Raw genomic sequence first — 17,677 nt, 5'->3', positions numbered from 1 at the left:
ATCGGTATGGCTGACACTACTAATAAGTCTCTAGCTTCAGACGAAACCCTCACGAAAAGACTAACAGAGCTATTTTATAGGGTTGTTAAGAGAGACACGGGTGTCTTGAATGTGGTACCTGAAGAGCCCGACCTTGAAAAGGCGAAGAGAGCTGAAGAGTTAAACCAAAGAGTGAAAGATATGATTTCAAGTAATAACCCAGATTTAATCTACTACCAGCATTTACGAATGCAAAACGACGCAACCTTGTATATCTTGATTACTCACTATGAGAAAGCATTTGAAGCGTACGTAAAAAACTACTTAATTGGCAAGAGCTTCGATGAGTTACGTGGAGGTAAGTTAAACAGGGAAATCAATTTTGAAGTGTTTCGAAAGATTGCGTTATCGTTCATAGTCATAAACCACGTATTAAAGCCAATTGTTGATAGTGAGGACTTAAAGGCTAAAGAGGTCTTTTATGAACAATTTGAAGAGATTGAGCCTAATATGTTGGTAGGACGAGAAGAGTACTTAACAGCTAATGGCGTGGTAAGAAGATACAACTGGGAGGAAATACTAAAAAATGTTTATTAAAGCCGACCAATTAAAGAAAGTTTTAAAGGCTGCATTTATAGGAAAAGCCGGATCAGGCAAGACGGTTCACGCAGTACAATTAGCCGAAGCGTTTAGACGTCTAGATCCTAATCCGGACAACTATAGGATTGCTGTGATTGACACAGAAGCCGGAGCGATAAAAACCGCATTTACACATGCTGGAGCTAACAAAAACTACTTTGACATTGCCCTAGTTAATGACGATGAATTTAATTACGCGACAATGAAAAAGTGCGTAGAGCAAGCGAAAAGCATGGATTATAAGTGCATTATGGTAGATAGCATATCACCCGGCTGGAATGGTAAAAATGGAATTTTCGGCAAAGCGTTCGCTAATAAATCAGGAAACCTTAATATGAGGGATCACATGATGATTAGCAGGGCTAACGATGACGTCTTATCATACATTGCAAACCTAGAGTTACCATTTATTTGCACGATAAAACAGAAACGTACTACCGACGGAAAGACGTTCGAGGAAGTTGATAAGACTATCCAGAAGCGTGATTTCGAATTTCATTTTGACCTCATTGTTAAATGCGAGAGAGTAGGGTATACATCCCCGAAAATTAACAACGGTGAAATCTTCTCTGAAGAAGCGTTCAAGAACTACTGTAATGACTTACAGCTCACGTCAGAGAAGTTCAGAAAAGATTATAACATACAAGAGATCCATAATGTAGTCAACCTTGAGAAATCAAGACTAAAAGCTTGGACACAAGGGCAGACCATTAAGATCACTAAGTGGCATTACTTGGCAATTTACGCTGAAGTTAATGACCTTTATCTATCTGTAGATGTTTACGACATCCAGAACCAAGAACAAGCACTTCAAGCCTTAAATAGTGAGCATTTAACGGACTTCGACAAACGTGCAATTAAGTACTTATTTGATTTATAAACAAACATTTACCCGCCTAAAAGGAGGCTACTATTATGAAACTAAACCTACCAAACTGCTACGAGATTACTGCAGAGCAACGCACACCGGAGTGGTTTAAGGCTAGATCTACCCGCTTCACCGCTAGCAATGCTAAGGTTTACGCTAAAGTTCTTAAACGCGGTGGTACCTCGGTAGAGACATTAAGAGCGATTGATAGCATTGCTTTCGCACGTGCTCGTAAGGATCAGGAGGATTACTTCTTAACACTCGCTGAACTTGAAGAGCCTCGCAACCCTATGCTTGTGGATCGTGGTATTGTTGGCGAATCGTATGCTTTTAGATTTTACAAAGAAGCATACTTACCGCAAGGGTACACACTAGCACAATGTGGGCTTTTAGTAATGAAAGATTACGATTATATTGCAGGCAGTCCAGACGGTTTAATCTTCGATAACAATGGCAACCTAGAGGGTTTAATTGAGATTAAAACCCTAAGCGCAGAGAACCACAAAGCTTTAGCAGACTTTAGAGATCCTAAATATATCAACGAGGACTATATTCTGCAAATGGAGCACCAGCTACTAGTTACTGGAGCTAAATACTGTCACTTCGTAGCTTTCAGACCAGAGTGTAATGTGGATAACATGTTAGTGGTTTTAACTATTAAAGCTGACCCTGAACGTCAAAAGATCTACCTAGAGCGTCTAGAAACCTTAAACAAAGAAGTAGAGGAAAAGGTAGCTAAAATCCGTCAATTACCGCAAACAACAAGCTACGAAGAGGCTTTAAAACTATCGGGCATTGGACATGCAGCTTATACAGAAATCGCTAAGAAAGTAAAAGTTGATTATATTTTATACAGTGGTTTCGGTCAGCAGATTGTGGATAGATCAGACCTACCGGACTATGCAGAACTTTTACAAACAGTGCCTACATTATACGAACAGAAACACAAAACCAAGGAAATCGTTGCTGAATATCTTGAAGATAACCCTCACTATAAGATCCACGCAACTAGGGGCTTAGAGTGGAAAGCTAAACGTTGGTACTACGGCAAATTAATGCGAGAAGCTACAGCGGAAGAGCAAGAGAACAGCAAAAAAGAATTTGAAGATCAATATGAACAATTATTAGGCGGAGCGTTCTAGTATGAGTAAAGAATTAGATGAGTTAATGTTACAAACCTTAGCAAAATTAGCACTTGAAGGAACTAAAACCCAATACATTGTATTGGAGAGCGAAAATAACAATATTTTTTATAACGCGAGTGCTACGAGATTTATGGAAATCCATAAAAAAAGATAGGGAGGTTAACATATGAGCACTAGACAAAAAGTTACTCTAAATACTGCTGACTTAGTGGATAAAGTGTACGATCTAGTAACATTACCTCTCGATGATCGCCTTTCAGAGACCAATAAATTAGTAGCCCAATTAGCGGATCTAGTTAAAGAATATTCTGAAAAGCATAATCAGGCGATGTCCATTATTGAGCCTTTAGCGCAAAACATGGCTGTAATTAGTAACCGTACATCACCAGATAACCTTGTTCGCGTAGCTACTGTAGCTAAGAAAGTCAAGGCTAAACCGGATTTTTTAATCAGATTATCCGATAGGGGAATTATCCCTAAGTACTCTTTAATCGACGGTGTGAAGCATTTCTTTGAATCGCAGATCCCTATTATTGCTACCCAAATTGACAAACTTAAAGCGGATCATAGAGGTAGAACCCGATTAATTTAACCTTGATATTAAATAATGAAAGAACAAGGGCAACAAGTAAAACGAGATTATGGTGCCGCTTTAATAGGTCTTTTCATAACAGTATTAAGTAACCCACATGTTAAGGATCGCCAAGAAATATTAAAAGATTTGAGAAGTCAGACCTGCAACATGATGGACGAGCCGGTACTAGTGGGTTACTATAAGCTTTTACAAGATGAATTTAGCAATTTAAAGAATGATAAACAAACAGATTTAAATGCTATAGAGAACGAGTTAGGGTTAATACTTGTAGAAACCTACAATAAAATGGTGGCAACCATAGGGTCTCGCTCTAAAGATGATAAAGAGCGCCATGTATCAATCTCACGCCTTAAAAAAGTATTTGAGGATATAAGGCTTGAAAGCACTAAGTTTTTAAAATGTGAGATTGATTTTAAATACTACAAACGAATTTTAGACGTAGTTGTTGGAGACTACACACGCGCAAAAACCGATTATATTGCCTACGTATATAAGGAGCATACAAATGGAGACCCTAATGACTTAAGCAATCTTATCGAGGATTTGACGCAACTCAGCAGAGAGGTTAACAAAGCTAAAGTAGAAGAGAATAATTTAGCCTTATGTTTAAAATTAGCTACTGAAGATATAGAGAATATTGCTGACGATCATCCTGTAATGCTATCACCTATAAAACTAGATCACTTAATTACAAACGGCGGAGCTATCCCTAAAGGTAAGTATGTGATCATTGGGGCATTACCTGGTGTCGGGAAGACTGCTTACGCAGTCCAACAAGTGGCTCAATTATTACTCAATAATCAACGTGCAGGCTCGCCAAAAAAGAGAATTGTATTCTACTCTGCCGAGTTACCTCTTCAAGACATATATCTTCAGTTAGCTAAATATTTTTGGTATCAGAATGGGCAATATACCTTTTACTTTAACAAAAAAGAATTCTCTGATAACTTTCTCAATAAGGAATTAACAGGGCAAAGGCTTCAGGCTCACTTGCTTAAGTGTGTCAGAGCGTTTCAGGTATTTCTTGAGGCAAGCGGTTGGGATAAGTACCTAGATATCAAAGATAGGGATCAGATTGCGACAGTTGAAGATATTAAGCGCGATATTGACTTAATGTCATCACAGGGCAAGACGCCTGACGTTATTCTAATCGATTACTTACAAATACTGGATACGGAGGATAGAGCAATTAATGGCGGGGATTTTGAACGTCACAACGTTATAACTGCCACAATACGAGACATAACCCGCAAATACAAGCTTGTAACTTTTGCTTTAGCACAGGTATTAACCGCTGATGGCAAAGATTACGATGAGCATAACCCACCCCCAGCGAGTTCTATAAAGGGAAGCCGAAACTACACACAAGACGCTGACATGATTATAACGCTGTGTAAGGCTAACTTAACTGAATTACCTAGCATGCCAGAAACCGAGAAAGCCCCTCTTAGAGAGTTAAGGGATAACGGTTTTAGCAAGGTTTGGGTAAGCATTGTGAAGAACCGTATCGGGCGCGTGAGTGTACATTCTCGACCTATATTTTTACATGGTCAATATGGATTTTCAGAAAGAACAACCACACGAGAGGGAAAAACTCTTTACGGAGTTGATAATTTTGAGAGGTACTTACACTGGGTTAAGAAAGGTTAGAAAATTAAAAGGAAATAATTATGGAAACAAATGATTGGGTAGATTTTGGTTTAAACGAGTTCGCTGAACTAGGTAATGAAATGATACTAGCGATCTTTTTGGAACATGTAGAGGAAGTTTACGAACCTAAGAACGGTGAGTTTATGATTAACTGGATAAATGTTTTTCATAAGCTTGCGTATGAGCATACAGTTGGGCGTTATCCAGAAGTTCAGCAAGAATTACCTTACCCTGAAGTAGCTTACCCATTTGTTGGTACTACCCATCCGTTTAGTTTGGATTGCTTTGAAGATAACGCATATAGATTTTACGACTACTTAGTGAATGGCGATTATGACAGAACTCTGGTTATTAATGGCAAGGAAGTGCACTTTGTGGTTGGTAATGAGCACTTACATTTTTATGAGGACAAGTAAATGGCACCTAAACCGCTGTTAGTAGATGACGAAACGATCAAAAAAGATTTCGATGAGATTGCTAGGAAGCTATCAACAGAAGAAGCAATTGGTATTCTTAAAGCTTTTCTGAAGAAAGAATACGCATATTATCGACATTATGAAATAAGATACGACGAATGCTATCGTTCGGTTTTACTGGAAGAGTTTCGAAAGCTTCATCCACAGGTAAGTATGGGAGCCTCTTACGCATATTTGTATAGATATCACAAAATGAGAGGCTACAACGAAGAGTATTATGACAAGTATATGGAAATCATTAACAACTCTCGTAACTTTGACGACTTAACATTTAGAGATGAAGAATTAGTTTATTCTAAGTTTAAGGATCACATAAGGATCTCAACTCTATGCTGGACGGAGGACAAGTAAATGGGGCTAGTATTAACCAAAAGAATGGCTTATGAAGTTATACATCACAATAATTTAATTTCTGCATTGAAACGCTTAAATAGAAAAGGAGAGCGTACTATTTACTCTTTAGAGGAGATTGTTTACTCTACCTTTGGGGATTGGTTTGCAAATTGGTATCACGTGTATGACGATAAAGTTTCAGAAAAGTACTGGTTTAACAAAGGATTTTTATTTGGTGAATTTTTCAAGGATAAATGCCCTGAAGATTTTAATACTATATTAGGACATACCAAACACTTAATAATCAGTCATTTGCCATATATTAAGGAGGGTATGCGAGAACACTGTAGAGTTAAGGTAGATGGTGATTATGTGATTTTACATGATCATGATTGTGAATCTGAAATATGCCAATGTTGTAACAAGGTCAAAGCGAGTTAAACATGGAAAAAGTAATTGACTTCATAGAGGAAATCTTCAGCTACAGTATTGAAGAAATGGCGATACAGTTGCTAAAGCGTAATAATCGCAGGGTATCGACTTATATCAAATACCGCCAGTTATTGAACTTCTTGATTACCGAGAAAGTCAAAGAAAAGCTGTATGCTGGCAAAGAAGAAGATGAAGAACTTCACCGACTGTTAGGAATTGGATTAGCAAACTACATAGCTGACAACTATAAGGAAGACTATGACGATTTCGTTAACAGTTTGGAGGATTACATTTGCAAAAACTTTCAGCAATTGAGAAGAGCTTTATCTTTACATTGTAAATTTTCACTTATTGAGTATGGAATTCTTCTGGAAGATAGAGAATATAAACCTAGTTAAGGAGGCTTGAATGACAGAATTGAATAAAGTTGATCATTGTATTAAAGAGATTTTAGGGGGCGCTGGAGTAGATTACTGCGTTAGGTTATTTACGAGGTTAAGCGAGCTAGCTGTTCAATATCGCGTAGCGAGAGTATTATTTGCCAATAAGGTTTTATGTGAAAAGCTAAACGATTATTTTAACCAAGGCTTAGATGAACCTGTCTTTGACGCTGCGGTCATTTTAAAGTCATTTTCAGAGCAAGAGAGTTCGAAGCTAATAAAGTATTGGTCAGACTTCAAAAGCTTCTTAGAATGCAATTTAGAGGGCATTAATGGGAAGTTAAAAGGCATATGTATAGTTGCTTTAGTTGAAGGTGACATTTTGATCATGAAACCCTAACCAAAAACAAGGAACGCAAACATGTTAGAATTAGATTTAAAAGAAGTAAAAAGCAGACATATTAAAGAACTTAAAAGAACGCTGGTTATGATGCAATATGCTAGTCTGTTCTTTAACGATGATCAACTAGCTGATTTTTATAGAGATTTTCTCTTACAGAAGTTTGAACCTAGAGATGGGACTTGTTGTTTTAAAGTTAAAGATTTTTGTAATTTATTTTTTATGCGAAAATTTTTAGAGCAAGTTAATCCCGAAGAAACAGATAGTTATAACTATAATTTGAAAACTACTTCAGAGTTATTTGACCTAGCTTTTGCTACTGAACCACTATGGACAAGTCTAAGCTTTAAGAGTTTTTACGATTGGGTTGTAGAAGTGTCAACGTCAGAAGAATTTCGTGAGCGTAATTTAGAGTTAAATGTGCATAACTTCTTTGAGGGTAGTGAAGAATTTTTAGAAATCACTGAAATCTCTGTAGAAGATTTATGTCTTTAAGGTAGGCTATCGTGAAGATTTATAAATTAGCTGAAAAAGATTACGACGGGCTGATAAATGCTCTTGACAAGCTAAACAGAGAGTTAACAAATCCCAAGATGATTAGAAATAAATTAATTAGGATTTATAATGGTGACGGCGTTAACTCTGGTAAATACCACAGTCCACAAAAGGTAGTAGAAAAATATCCTGTAGGCGTGAGAACTGTTCAGTGTGATGTCTTTATCCATGAAATGCTACATCACTGTAAAGAAGTGTTAAAAATTGGTAAAGAGACTTCTGCAGGCATATGGGAATTAATGAAGCATATCCATAGCAAGAAGATGGCTAAACCGCTTTCAGTGCTAACGGACAAAGAGCAAATCATTACTAAAAAGGTTATAAGTTTGCTAGCAAAAGTTAAGAAGCTGATCGTGGCTAATTTACCTGACGTTATGTTAACTGCCACAGGTATTAAGGTTAACTTTACGGATATATGTTTTAATCCACTTAAGAAGCCTAAGGATCTTTATTTTGTGCACTTTGATTTTAGGGGCTTATCGCCAGTAGTGTTTTTAGATCAATCGATTAGGTAGGTAACAATAAATGAAAATTAACAGTGAGAATTTTGAGAAATTTATTGAAGCGCTTAACAACATGCGAGCGTTAGTTACTGTTAGAGGAAGAATTTATATCCCTAGTAATTATCTAAAGTATGCGCATGCTTTTGATGAAACCGTAGGGACTGATTTTGTTATTGACACAGTTAAGGCTAGTTCGTATTGGCTTACAATGTGTAGAAATTTCATAGTTGCTAGCTATAATGATAGCTTACTACCTTACTATGAAAAACTTTTTGATATTATAAAAGAGCTAAATAAGTTAGATAGTGCTGAGGATAGATATAAATTATTTTCGCAGATAGAGCGAGGGAACCGTCAGGCTTTTATAATTTACTCTGAATGTGATCAATTGTTCTATCATTTTAAAAGATTTTTACTACATGATTTTGAGGGTAGAATAAAATCTGGCACAGGTCTAAGAATTAAGTTAGTAGATAGAGATCTTTGTGACATAGGTAGGAATTTTAATAAAATCTACTATATAAATTTCGTTATGCCCCTAGACGGAAAAAAGGTTATACAGAGTGCAAACCCTGCATAACCCTAACCAAAAACATTATACCCAAAGGTATAAACAGCAAAATAACAAAGCTATGCTCAAAAGAAAGGCATACCCTTGCTAAACATGTAAATCTATTTTACATCAAGTAATTGATAATTGCAACTTACAACGATAAAGGAAAAGAACAATGAAAGGAAGATACTTAGCTTCGTTAATGGATTTAGGGTTAGCACTACCGCCAAAGATTAAACTAATACTTAAGATTATTTTTTGGCTTAAGATTTTATACATCATTTCGTTTTTCATTTAACTATTACAAACAGAGGTTTTTATGTTTGAGTACTATTTTTACCTTTGCCTGCTTGCTATTTTCTTTGTAGTTATTATTTTAGCTTCAATTTGATAAACAACGGGCATACAAGTTGTAAATAAACGTAATTTATTGATTATTAAGCATAGTTATATTTAAAAGCCTCTTATAAACTTACAGCTACATTTACCCTAGCAATAGCCTAAAAACTAATCTTTTTCTAGAGAATTTCTAGCAAAAATCAATCTCTTAGATCGCAAAATGTGACAATGTAACAAGGAAAGATATGTATACCAGATATTTCGCAGTTAAGCATGCAGATAAGGATTTATTTAAAGCTGAAGCCAAGAAAGAGCTAAGGCATTTAGGTTATAACGCTAGGGTAATTTTTTGTACAGATAATGACATTAAGCTCTGGGCTATCCAAAGCGAAGATATTAGAATACTGACTGAAGAATTCTCTGGTCTTGAGGACTATAAACCCTATCACTATAATCTCACTGATCAGGTAGATTTTGCTACCGCAGAACAGTGGGCTAAAAAGATAATTGAGGATTGTGGTGGTGACCTCACATCATGTAGAGGTTTTAAGCTTAGTAAGCATACTAAGGACTGGATAAGAATACCAACCCGAAACTCTAAAAAGAAATCTGTAGGGTACATTTGCATGCTGTCATCTAATTGCTGTACGCTAATTGTTTATAACTACTCTGACCAAGTGTACCGTAAGAGTGTTTATAAGGGCGTAACCAATGAAGAGGGTAAGCAACTAACTAAACAAGAGCGTGCTTATTTTGACACGGTGAACAGAGCCTACTATGCTCAAGAAAGAGAAAATAAGAAACTCGAGCAGGTAGATTTTGATTTGGATCCTGAAGAGAAGTCAGAAAAGCTTACTGCTTGGTTTAATGAGTACAAAGATAACTTTGCAACACGCTATGAGTTAGTACAGGATTACTTACAACTTAAGGGCTTGGATTACGACGGTTTAGTACAGGTTTGCTTAGAAGATACTCCTCCCCCGCCAAACTCTACGGCTAGAGTATTTAGGGGTGATTTACTGGTACCAATTTACAGTTGTGAGACTAGTAAGTTGATGAGCTATCAAGTTATTAAACCCGACGGTCAAAAGCGTTTTATGAAGAATTATGGGGTAAAGAATGGCATACTGAAATTACGCAATGTTAACGTCCCTAGTAGGATAATTCTATGCGAGGGTTATGCAACTGGTGCAAGTGTGAAGTTAGCCCTTGATTTGGTTAATGATCAGACTACGGACGTGGCTATATGTTTTAGTCTTGGGAATTTACACAGTGTTGTAGAATTTATTGGTTCGATATGTTCATACAGTAAAGTTTTAGCTTTAGCTGATGATGATAGAGATAGCAATGGCAACCCTAAGCGAGAGTTACCAGAGCTGAAGAAGTGTAGAGATAAGTCCAGACAGTGCACTGTAGAGTGGCTAGTCCCTCCAGTAAGTGATCCACAGAAGTTGGTCCTTATCGACAGGCTTAAATTATTACAATTTGATAACAATTCTTTAGAGGCTTATGTACAAAGCAAACTAGTTAAGAGTGGTGCTTTGAAGCTTAAAGATTTTAATGATTTGTATGTTGCCTGTTTGCTGTTGGGTGATGTTGAACTGTTTAAGAGCTTTATCCTTAGTGTTTAAAAGTTGGGTATGCTATAATGAAAAAACGATTAAATGGTTACCAAATTGTTACCGACGAGGTAAAGGATTGCCGATTTTATCATACTTTCGTAGCGATTGCTTTTATACACTAAAGATAAGGCTTTTTAGTGAGAAATGCTCAATTACTCCTTACTGTCCTTATTATCTTGATCATCTTTTGCAGGAGAAGTTGATTTTTTAAACTCTTCTTCAGCTTGTTTTTCTAACTTCTTTCTTAGCTCTGCTTGACGCTTATCTTCTTCGCTTTGCTCTTGGTTGTTAGAGAACTCATCTTCAGCGCGTGATAATTGCTTAATCATTTTATACACTTCAGGAAATTTAACCGCTGGAAGTTTATCAAAACGATTAAGTAAAACTGCAAAGCCATAGTAAGTCATATTTAAGCCTACATTTGGATCTTCTTGTTCATTTGCAACTATATCTAGTAAGGTGTAATAAAGTAAACTTTGTTCTTGCTTAATCGGAAAAAGAGCATAAAGACCAATTGAGTAAAGGGTTAAGGTCGAAATAAGAATAAAGAAGATACTAAAAGCGATAATATTACTATAGCTAATATAGTGATAAATAAAATAGTAACCTTGCATTAGGACAAAAATAATAATTACACTAGCTTTCCACATATTAACCAGACGACGATAATTATTTCTAAAGATAAATAACTTTTCATATTTGTCTGAGTGGTAAGCTTTTCTTTGCAGAAGCATCATAAACCCATAAATTATATAGGTGAATATAGAATAAGATCTTCCTTGCATAAAGCTCCTTAAATATGTGCTTTAATAATATTATACCTTAGATTAAGGCTTATCTATCAAAGTGAAATTAAAGTATTCTTTCTTTCCCTTTACTGTAAAAGATAATTATTCTTAATTTATACCGTTTACTTGACGGAATAAAAGAGGGGTAATTCTGTAAAACTAAGGCTTTTGTGATAGAATAAACCGGTTAACTTAAGTAAAGAAGAAGTTGACATAATAGTTTTTTTGGCTTAAACGTAGGTTTAAGCTTTAATTTAATTTTTCAAGCCAAAATTTATGGATAATTCATATATTTTAATTACAAAACCTGCAATTAATCAATTTGTACAACTATTAGAAGGGCAAGAGCCAGGTACGGGGATTAGAGTTTTCGTTGTTCACCCTGGTTCTTATAACGCTGAATGTGGAGTATCATTTTGCCCACCTGATAATGTTGAAGAAGTAGATCATGTTGTTGACTATGACGCTTTTAAAGTTTACGTTGATCCTATTTCTTGGCCTTTCTTAAATGAGGCAGTTTTAGATTTTGTAACTGAGGGATTAGAATCTCAACTTACAATTAAAGCTCCAAACGCTAAAATGAAACGTCCTGATAGCGACGCGCCTTTAATAGATCGTGTAGAGTATTACATTGAAACAGTAATCAATCCACAATTACGCAATCACAGTGGTAGAATTACTTTAATTGAGATAAAAGATGGTTACTGTGTAATTCAATTTGGTGGTGGCTGTAATGGTTGCTCAATGGTTGATGTAACTTTAAAACAAGGTATTGAAGGTCAGTTACTTGAACAATTCCCTGATGAAGTGCATGGAGTAAGAGACGTAACTGAACACCAAACTGGCGAGCATTCTTACTACAAATAAGTATTTTGAATGCTGTTTTAACTAACCGAGAAAGAGTTCTTTTTCACTAATATAAATCATTAATAATTATGCTAAGTATTGAGAAGCGTATAGCTCAGGAATTAGAAGTAAATCCTAGACAAATCGAAGCCGCAATCAGACTAATCAATGAAGGAGCAACAATTCCTTTTATTGCGAGATATCGTAAAGAAGAAACTGAAGGTTTAACTGACGAACAGTTACGTGAGTTTCAAGTTCGTTTTAACTACCTAACAGATCTAGAAGATAGAAAGAAAAGTATTATTTCTTCGATTAGTGAGCAAGGCAAGTTAACTCCAGAATTAGAGCAACAAATCAATGATTGTTTAGTTAAAGCGGATTTAGAATACTTATATATTCCATATCGACCAAAACGTAAAACTAAGGCGACTAAAGCAAGAGAGGCAGGATTAGAACCTTTAGCTTTAGAACTTTGGCAAAGTACTGATGTAAACTTAGATTTAGATAAGGTAGTAGCACCTTATTTAAGCGAAGAATATAATACAACCAAAGCATCTTTGGATGGAGCTTTACTGATCCTAGTAGATAACTTTGCTGATAATACTAATCTTCTTTCTGAGTTAAAAGATTACTTAAATTCAGTAGCAACTATTGAAGCTAAAGTAATTGAGGGCAAAGAAAAAGAAGGTGATAAATTTAAAGACTACTTTGACTATAGCGAAGTATTATGTCACATTAAGAGCCACCGTTTCTTAGCTCTATGGCGTGGTCGTGCTGAAGGTGTTTTAAGTTTACATTTAAATCCTAACCCAGCAAATATTCCGGTAAATCCTGTTGATTATATTATTGAAAAACATGCAACTAAGGATTTAGCAATCGATTTAGTGCCAAATACACCATTAAACTCATGGCGTAGACAAGCTCTTAGCTGGACTTGGAAAGTAAAATTAAGCTCAATTCTTGAAACAGAATTATTAAATGCGCGTCATGAAATGGCAGAGCCTGATGCTTATAATTCATTTGCGCATAACTTAAAATCATTACTGCTAAAATCTCCAGTAAAATCACAAAATATCTTAGGTTTAGATCCTGGTATTCGTACTGGTATTAAGTTTGCAACTATTGATGGACAAACCAAACTATTAGATCACGGTGTAATTTACTTAATCGAAAGTAAAGAAAAAGCTGCGCAAAAACTACTTGAGCAAGTTAAGAAACATCAAGTTACTTTAGTAGTAATCGGAAATGGTACTGCTTGTCGTGAAACTTTAGAGTTTGTAGAAAAAACTTTTAAAGATAATAATATTACGGATGTACATACTTTAGTAGTAAACGAAGCTGGAGCTTCTGTTTATTCTGCTTCTGAGCTAGCTGTAGCAGAATTCCCAGAGCTAGATGTGAGTATTAGAGGGGCGGTTTCAATTGCACGTCGTGCTTTAGATCCATTAGCAGAGTTAGTTAAAATTGATCCTAAATCAATTGGTGTGGGTCAATACCAACACGACTTAAATGCGCGTGAATTAACAAATCGTCTGGAAGCAACCATTGAAGACTGTGTTAACTACGTAGGGGTTAACTTAAATACAGCTTCAGAATACTTATTACGCCGTATTTCAGGTTTAAATAAAATTACAGCTTCTAATATAGTTAAGTTCCGTGAAGAAAATGGCTTCTTTACCTCACGCCAAGACTTATTAAAAGTTAGTCGTTTAGGTCCAAAAGCTTTTGAGCAATGTGCTGGTTTCTTACGTGTAGTTGGAGAAAATACTAATGTGTTAGACAACTCTGCAGTACACCCAGAAGCTTATGCAGTTGTAGAAAAAATGGCATCTGATCTTGGAGTTGAGTTAGCTACTCTAGTAGGAAATACTGAGCTTTTACAACAATTAGATCCACAAAATTACGTAAGTAAAAAGTTTGGTTTACCAACAATTGAAGATATTATTAAAGAGTTGGAAAAACCTGGACGTGATCCACGTGGAGTGTATGAACCAATTCAATATAAAGAAGGCATTGAAGATATCAAGCAACTAGAAGTTGGTATGATTATGAATGGTTTAGTTACTAATGTAACTGACTTCGGTGCCTTTGTTGATATTGGTGTGCACACAGATGGTCTAGTGCATATTTCTCGCATGAGTAGTAGCTTTATTGCAGATCCTTATGATTTCTTAAAATCAGGTGAGCAAATCCAAGTGCAAGTTTTTGCGGTAGATGTTGCTCGTAATCGTATTGATTTAACCATGATTTTTGAAGGACAAAAGAAAACAGCTCCAAAATATCATGTATCAAAAATTAAATCAGAAGAGGAAGCGCAACGTTTAAATGCTGTACTAGAGCAACAAAAAGAATACCTAGCACAAGCAGAAAATGCTGGTCTTGAAGTAGATTTAAAACTATTTAAGCTATTAGCAAAACCACAGCATAATCAAAATAACAAAGCTAAAAATGAACATAGAGCTAAAAATGAGTCTAAGCATAAAGGTAAAGTAAAACCTAATGCTAATAAAGCGCAAAAATCAGCTCCAAAAGGTAAATTTAGCAATAATCGTGTTAAAGAGAAAAAAGTTAATATGGAAGAAAAATTCAATGCTCTTCTAACTCGATTCAATAAAAAATAAATAAAAAAAGAGTTCAGGTAAAAACCTGAACTCCTTTTTTTAACTTTCATATTCTTCAAGACCATCTTTATTAACTTGACGAACTAACATGTCTTCTTTTGTTAGACCAACGTCATAAGAGATAGCCACAGCAACGAATACAGATGAGTAAGTACCGATAATAATACCGATAGTTAAACATAGTGAGAAGATGTATAACGAACTACCACCGAAGAATAATAAGATAACTACAGAAACTAAAGTCGTTAATGAAGTCATAATTGTACGGTTAAGAGTCTCAGTTAAAGAGATGTCAATACATTCTTGTACAGAGATACGATGCATTTTACGAATGTTTTCACGCATACGGTCATACACCACGATAGTATCGTTAATAGAGTAACCTACTACTGAAAGAATTGCAGCGACAAAGTTTAAGTCAATGTCAATTTGGAACATTGAGAAGATACCGATTACTGCAACTACGTCATGGACTAGTGAAGCCACCGCTCCTAATGATAAACGCCATTGGAAACGGAAAGATATGTAAATTAGCATCATGACAATTGTACATATCATAGACATCACAGAAGCGTAGATTAGATCAGCACCAGCTTTAGGACCAACGAATTCAGCAGAAGTGATTACTGCATTTGTGTCTACTGTATCTTGTAATAATTTTTGTACATCTTGAGTAGTTGTACTTGTAACTAGTTTAGCAGGGATACGAATTGTAGTTTCACGTGCACCTGTAGATGTAACTTCAATCCCAGGGTATTGTGCACTTAAAACTGCACTAATTTCTTGAGTTGTTACTGCTTTTGAGTAACTCACTTCAGCTACAGTACCACCTGTATAGTCTAAACCTAGATTTAATCCGCGTACAAAAAATGAAACGATACACGCTAACATTAATATTGCAGAGAAGATATAGCAATATTTACGTTCTTTTAAGAAGTGAATAATTGGACGTGCAAGAACAACGCCATTTTCTGTAATATAAGCTTTTTTACTAAATCTATTTGGGTAAGGAGTGTTAACTCCACGAGTATATTTTTCTACTTGTTTGCTCATTATGATTTACACCCCTATCCTAAATATGAAGCTTAGTTGCTTTACGTGAATAAACCATATTGAAGATCATTCTACTTGCAACAATAGCTGTAAACATAGAGATTAATACCCCTAGAGCTAAAGTAATCGCAAAGCCTTTAATTGGACCAGTACCAAAGATAAAGAGAATTACAGCAGTTAATACAGAGGTTAGGTTAGCATCAAAGATAGATGTCCAAGCACCTGAATAACCTTCAGCAAGAGCTACTTTAGGTGATTTACCTAAACGTAATTCGTCGATAATCCTTGAGTAAATTAGTACGTTGGCGTCAATGGACATACCAATGGTTAGAACGATACCTGCTATCCCCGGCATGGTTAGAGTCGTTCCTGGAAGAATAGATAGCGCTGCGATTAAGAGAATAATATTGAAAATTAATACAAAGCCAGCAATAAACCCAAAGAAACGATAAACCACTGTCATTAGTAAGATAGTTACAACTAAAGCACTAACACTTGCAATTAAACCTTGCTTAATGTTAGCCGCACCTAATGAAGGACCTATAACTTTTTCAGAGATAATTTGGATTGGCGCAACTAAAGCACCAGAACGTAAAACTAGAGCTAAGTTATTAGCTTCAGCCATTGAAGAAAGACCTGTAATAACAAAGCTAGCACCTAAACGTGCTTGAATTGTTGCAACATTAGCAACTTCATCAATCTTACGTAAAATAGGTTTACCATCTTCGTCTTTACGACCAGTGTCTTTATACTCAGAGTAAACTGTAGCCATAGGGCGACCAATGGCACTCTTAGTTGCTTCAGAAATTAAACGAGCACCTTCTGAGTCTAGGCGAATGCTAACTTGTGGACCACCATTTTCAGCACGACCAGCAGAAGCGTCAATAATGTTTTGCCCTGAAATAATTTCGTTGCGGTATAAAGCGTACTTGTAACCTGCTGCATTAGATAAAACTACTGTACCAACTGGAATTAAGTTTGCCTCAATTTGTTGTTGCGTAACATTAGTATTAACTAAGTTAAAACTTAAAGTTGCAGTTGCTCCGATAATTTCTTTAGCACGTGCAACATCGTGAATACCAGGTAATTCTACGATAATATTCGTACTACCTTGACGTTGGATAACTGGTTCAGCTACCCCGATCTCAGTAACACGGTTACGAAGAATTAATAATGATTGCTCTACTGCGTAGTTAGTAGTTTGATCAAGTTTAGCATTTGTATAGTTAATATATACAGTTAAACCTGAAGTTTGCGTAGCAACTTCACTACCTAAACCTGATGAGCTGTGTAAGAAGCTATTTAAAGCACGTAAAGAATCTTGATTTGAAACTACTGCTTCTAGACGTTTATTTTGTGAGTCATAGGTTACAGAGTTAATCGAAATGCCTTGTTGGCGTGCTTGATCTTGGATAAATTTAGCTAAGCTATCGTAGTTACGATCTAATAGAGTATTAATATCTACTTCCATTAAGAAACGAACACCACCACGTAAGTCTAGACCTAATTTCATAGGCTCTGCTCTAATGCTTGTTAACCAAGCTGGAGTTGCTGAAGTATAGCTTAGAGCTGTAGTGTAGTTATCTCCTAATGTACTATCTAGTACTTGAGAAGCTTTTTGTTGTTCTTCTTCAGTTTCGAATACTAGGTTAACCTTACCGTCTTTAAAAGTTGAACGTGATAAAGTAATACCAGCGTTTTCAACAGTTTGTTGAATTTGGTTGTAAGAAGCTAACTCAATTTCACGACCACGGCTACCAGCAATTTGTAGAGATGGTTTCTCTGGGAATAAGTTTGGTAAAGCGTAGATACAACCAACAATAATAGTAAAGACAATTAAAAGGTTTTTCCAAAGTGGGTACTGATTTTGCACGGTAATAACCTTATTTTTGGAAAATCT

Annotated in this window: 21 protein-coding genes; 17 read left to right on the top strand and 4 right to left on the bottom strand. The window is 35.8% G+C overall.

The annotated features are described in order from the left end of the window. Positions 1-6: 6 nt before the first annotated feature. The 7 genes from CKF54_RS00365 to CKF54_RS00340 all read left to right on the top strand — a co-directional run bounded on the left by CKF54_RS00365 (position 7) and on the right by CKF54_RS00340 (position 5,292). Complete coding sequence (locus tag CKF54_RS00365; protein ID WP_147396790.1) at positions 7-576, top strand: hypothetical protein; 570 nt, start codon at positions 7-9, stop codon at positions 574-576. A 244-nt stretch (positions 577-820) separates the two neighbouring features. Continuing rightward, complete coding sequence (locus tag CKF54_RS00360; protein ID WP_147396789.1) at positions 821-1,498, top strand: hypothetical protein; 678 nt, start codon at positions 821-823, stop codon at positions 1,496-1,498. Between the two features lie 35 nt (positions 1,499-1,533). Next, complete coding sequence (locus tag CKF54_RS00355) at positions 1,534-2,628, top strand: lambda exonuclease family protein (protein WP_119524228.1); 1,095 nt, start codon at positions 1,534-1,536, stop codon at positions 2,626-2,628. Position 2,629: 1 nt separating this feature from the next. Then, a complete protein-coding gene (locus CKF54_RS08085; RefSeq protein WP_222987453.1) occupies positions 2,630-2,785 on the top strand; it encodes a hypothetical protein in 156 nt (51 codons plus the stop codon). 12 nt (positions 2,786-2,797) lie between these two features. Continuing rightward, a complete protein-coding gene (locus tag CKF54_RS00350) occupies positions 2,798-3,223 on the top strand; it encodes a hypothetical protein (protein WP_119524226.1) in 426 nt (141 codons plus the stop codon). A 15-nt stretch (positions 3,224-3,238) separates the two neighbouring features. Beyond that, positions 3,239-4,876: a DnaB-like helicase C-terminal domain-containing protein gene (locus tag CKF54_RS00345; RefSeq protein ID WP_119524224.1), complete on the top strand. Its 1,638-nt coding sequence runs from the start codon at positions 3,239-3,241 to the stop codon at positions 4,874-4,876. Between the two features lie 20 nt (positions 4,877-4,896). Continuing rightward, positions 4,897-5,292, top strand: coding sequence for a hypothetical protein (locus tag CKF54_RS00340; protein ID WP_119524222.1), 396 nt, complete (start codon positions 4,897-4,899; stop codon positions 5,290-5,292). A 97-nt stretch (positions 5,293-5,389) separates the two neighbouring features. Here the strand turns inward: CKF54_RS00340 and CKF54_RS08240 are convergent, their stop codons facing one another. Continuing rightward, the gene (locus tag CKF54_RS08240; protein ID WP_262407783.1) at positions 5,390-5,524 is read right to left on the bottom strand and encodes a hypothetical protein; all 135 of its coding nucleotides are present in this window, start codon (positions 5,522-5,524) and stop codon (positions 5,390-5,392) included. Between the two features lie 20 nt (positions 5,525-5,544). On the opposite strand from CKF54_RS08240, the gene CKF54_RS08080 reads away from it, so the two are divergent. The 8 genes from CKF54_RS08080 to CKF54_RS00300 all read left to right on the top strand — a co-directional run bounded on the left by CKF54_RS08080 (position 5,545) and on the right by CKF54_RS00300 (position 10,478). Then, entirely contained in the window at positions 5,545-5,703 is a 159-nt protein-coding gene (locus CKF54_RS08080; protein ID WP_222987452.1) for a hypothetical protein, read from the top strand. Further along, on the top strand, positions 5,704-6,126 hold the full coding sequence (locus CKF54_RS00330) for a hypothetical protein (protein WP_119524218.1): 423 nt from the start codon (positions 5,704-5,706) through the stop codon (positions 6,124-6,126). A 2-nt stretch (positions 6,127-6,128) separates the two neighbouring features. Further along, complete coding sequence (locus tag CKF54_RS00325) at positions 6,129-6,515, top strand: hypothetical protein (RefSeq protein ID WP_119524216.1); 387 nt, start codon at positions 6,129-6,131, stop codon at positions 6,513-6,515. A gap of 10 nt (positions 6,516-6,525) precedes the next feature. Further along, positions 6,526-6,897, top strand: a complete 372-nt coding sequence (locus tag CKF54_RS00320) for a hypothetical protein (RefSeq protein WP_119524214.1) — start codon at positions 6,526-6,528, stop codon at positions 6,895-6,897. Between the two features lie 21 nt (positions 6,898-6,918). Beyond that, a complete protein-coding gene (locus CKF54_RS00315) occupies positions 6,919-7,392 on the top strand; it encodes a hypothetical protein (protein ID WP_119524212.1) in 474 nt (157 codons plus the stop codon). Between the two features lie 11 nt (positions 7,393-7,403). Further along, positions 7,404-7,967 (top strand): hypothetical protein, encoded by a 564-nt coding sequence (locus tag CKF54_RS00310; protein ID WP_119524210.1) that lies wholly within the window; start codon positions 7,404-7,406, stop codon positions 7,965-7,967. Positions 7,968-7,977: 10 nt separating this feature from the next. Continuing rightward, positions 7,978-8,535, top strand: coding sequence for a hypothetical protein (locus tag CKF54_RS00305; protein ID WP_119524208.1), 558 nt, complete (start codon positions 7,978-7,980; stop codon positions 8,533-8,535). A 557-nt stretch (positions 8,536-9,092) separates the two neighbouring features. Then, complete coding sequence (locus CKF54_RS00300; RefSeq protein ID WP_119524206.1) at positions 9,093-10,478, top strand: hypothetical protein; 1,386 nt, start codon at positions 9,093-9,095, stop codon at positions 10,476-10,478. Between the two features lie 143 nt (positions 10,479-10,621). Here CKF54_RS00300 and CKF54_RS00295 read toward each other — a convergent pair whose 3' ends face one another. Continuing rightward, the gene (locus CKF54_RS00295) at positions 10,622-11,254 is read right to left on the bottom strand and encodes a hypothetical protein (protein ID WP_147396788.1); all 633 of its coding nucleotides are present in this window, start codon (positions 11,252-11,254) and stop codon (positions 10,622-10,624) included. Positions 11,255-11,533: 279 nt separating this feature from the next. Between CKF54_RS00295 and nfuA the strand changes: the two genes are divergently transcribed. Then, positions 11,534-12,124: a Fe-S biogenesis protein NfuA gene (nfuA, locus tag CKF54_RS00290; RefSeq protein WP_119524202.1), complete on the top strand. Its 591-nt coding sequence runs from the start codon at positions 11,534-11,536 to the stop codon at positions 12,122-12,124. A 68-nt stretch (positions 12,125-12,192) separates the two neighbouring features. Further along, positions 12,193-14,724, top strand: coding sequence for a Tex family protein (locus CKF54_RS00285; protein WP_119524201.1), 2,532 nt, complete (start codon positions 12,193-12,195; stop codon positions 14,722-14,724). A gap of 39 nt (positions 14,725-14,763) precedes the next feature. Here the strand turns inward: CKF54_RS00285 and secF are convergent, their stop codons facing one another. Further along, a complete protein-coding gene (secF, locus tag CKF54_RS00280) occupies positions 14,764-15,777 on the bottom strand; it encodes a protein translocase subunit SecF (protein ID WP_119524199.1) in 1,014 nt (337 codons plus the stop codon). 19 nt (positions 15,778-15,796) lie between these two features. Continuing rightward, positions 15,797-17,650, bottom strand: coding sequence for a protein translocase subunit SecD (gene secD, locus CKF54_RS00275; RefSeq protein WP_147396787.1), 1,854 nt, complete (start codon positions 17,648-17,650; stop codon positions 15,797-15,799). Between the last annotated feature and the right edge of the window lie 27 nt (positions 17,651-17,677).

The sequence above is a fragment of the Psittacicella hinzii genome (assembly GCF_003585885.1).
Taxonomy (GTDB): domain Bacteria; phylum Pseudomonadota; class Gammaproteobacteria; order Enterobacterales; family Psittacicellaceae; genus Psittacicella.
This window is presented reverse-complemented; position numbering and strand designations above follow the sequence as displayed.

What these genes read in the sequence shown, in the direction of transcription:
- CKF54_RS00320 (WP_119524214.1), top strand. Translation starts at nt 6,526, where the DNA reads ATGACAGAATTGAATAAAGTTGATCATTGTATTAAAGAGATTTTAGGG.
- CKF54_RS00350 (WP_119524226.1), top strand. Translation starts at nt 2,798, where the DNA reads ATGAGCACTAGACAAAAAGTTACTCTAAATACTGCTGACTTAGTGGAT.
- CKF54_RS00315 (WP_119524212.1), top strand. Translation starts at nt 6,919, where the DNA reads ATGTTAGAATTAGATTTAAAAGAAGTAAAAAGCAGACATATTAAAGAA.
- CKF54_RS00360 (WP_147396789.1), top strand. Translation starts at nt 821, where the DNA reads ATGAAAAAGTGCGTAGAGCAAGCGAAAAGCATGGATTATAAGTGCATT.
- secF (WP_119524199.1), bottom strand. Translation starts at nt 15,777, where the DNA reads ATGAGCAAACAAGTAGAAAAATATACTCGTGGAGTTAACACTCCTTAC.
- CKF54_RS08085 (WP_222987453.1), top strand. Translation starts at nt 2,630, where the DNA reads ATGAGTAAAGAATTAGATGAGTTAATGTTACAAACCTTAGCAAAATTA.
- CKF54_RS00345 (WP_119524224.1), top strand. Translation starts at nt 3,239, where the DNA reads ATGAAAGAACAAGGGCAACAAGTAAAACGAGATTATGGTGCCGCTTTA.
- CKF54_RS00305 (WP_119524208.1), top strand. Translation starts at nt 7,978, where the DNA reads ATGAAAATTAACAGTGAGAATTTTGAGAAATTTATTGAAGCGCTTAAC.
- CKF54_RS00355 (WP_119524228.1), top strand. Translation starts at nt 1,534, where the DNA reads ATGAAACTAAACCTACCAAACTGCTACGAGATTACTGCAGAGCAACGC.
- CKF54_RS00300 (WP_119524206.1), top strand. Translation starts at nt 9,093, where the DNA reads ATGTATACCAGATATTTCGCAGTTAAGCATGCAGATAAGGATTTATTT.
- CKF54_RS00330 (WP_119524218.1), top strand. Translation starts at nt 5,704, where the DNA reads ATGGGGCTAGTATTAACCAAAAGAATGGCTTATGAAGTTATACATCAC.
- CKF54_RS00340 (WP_119524222.1), top strand. Translation starts at nt 4,897, where the DNA reads ATGGAAACAAATGATTGGGTAGATTTTGGTTTAAACGAGTTCGCTGAA.
- CKF54_RS00365 (WP_147396790.1), top strand. Translation starts at nt 7, where the DNA reads ATGGCTGACACTACTAATAAGTCTCTAGCTTCAGACGAAACCCTCACG.
- CKF54_RS00285 (WP_119524201.1), top strand. Translation starts at nt 12,193, where the DNA reads ATGCTAAGTATTGAGAAGCGTATAGCTCAGGAATTAGAAGTAAATCCT.
- nfuA (WP_119524202.1), top strand. Translation starts at nt 11,534, where the DNA reads ATGGATAATTCATATATTTTAATTACAAAACCTGCAATTAATCAATTT.
- CKF54_RS00295 (WP_147396788.1), bottom strand. Translation starts at nt 11,254, where the DNA reads ATGCAAGGAAGATCTTATTCTATATTCACCTATATAATTTATGGGTTT.
- CKF54_RS00325 (WP_119524216.1), top strand. Translation starts at nt 6,129, where the DNA reads ATGGAAAAAGTAATTGACTTCATAGAGGAAATCTTCAGCTACAGTATT.
- CKF54_RS08240 (WP_262407783.1), bottom strand. Translation starts at nt 5,524, where the DNA reads ATGCGTAAGAGGCTCCCATACTTACCTGTGGATGAAGCTTTCGAAACT.
- CKF54_RS08080 (WP_222987452.1), top strand. Translation starts at nt 5,545, where the DNA reads ATGAGAGGCTACAACGAAGAGTATTATGACAAGTATATGGAAATCATT.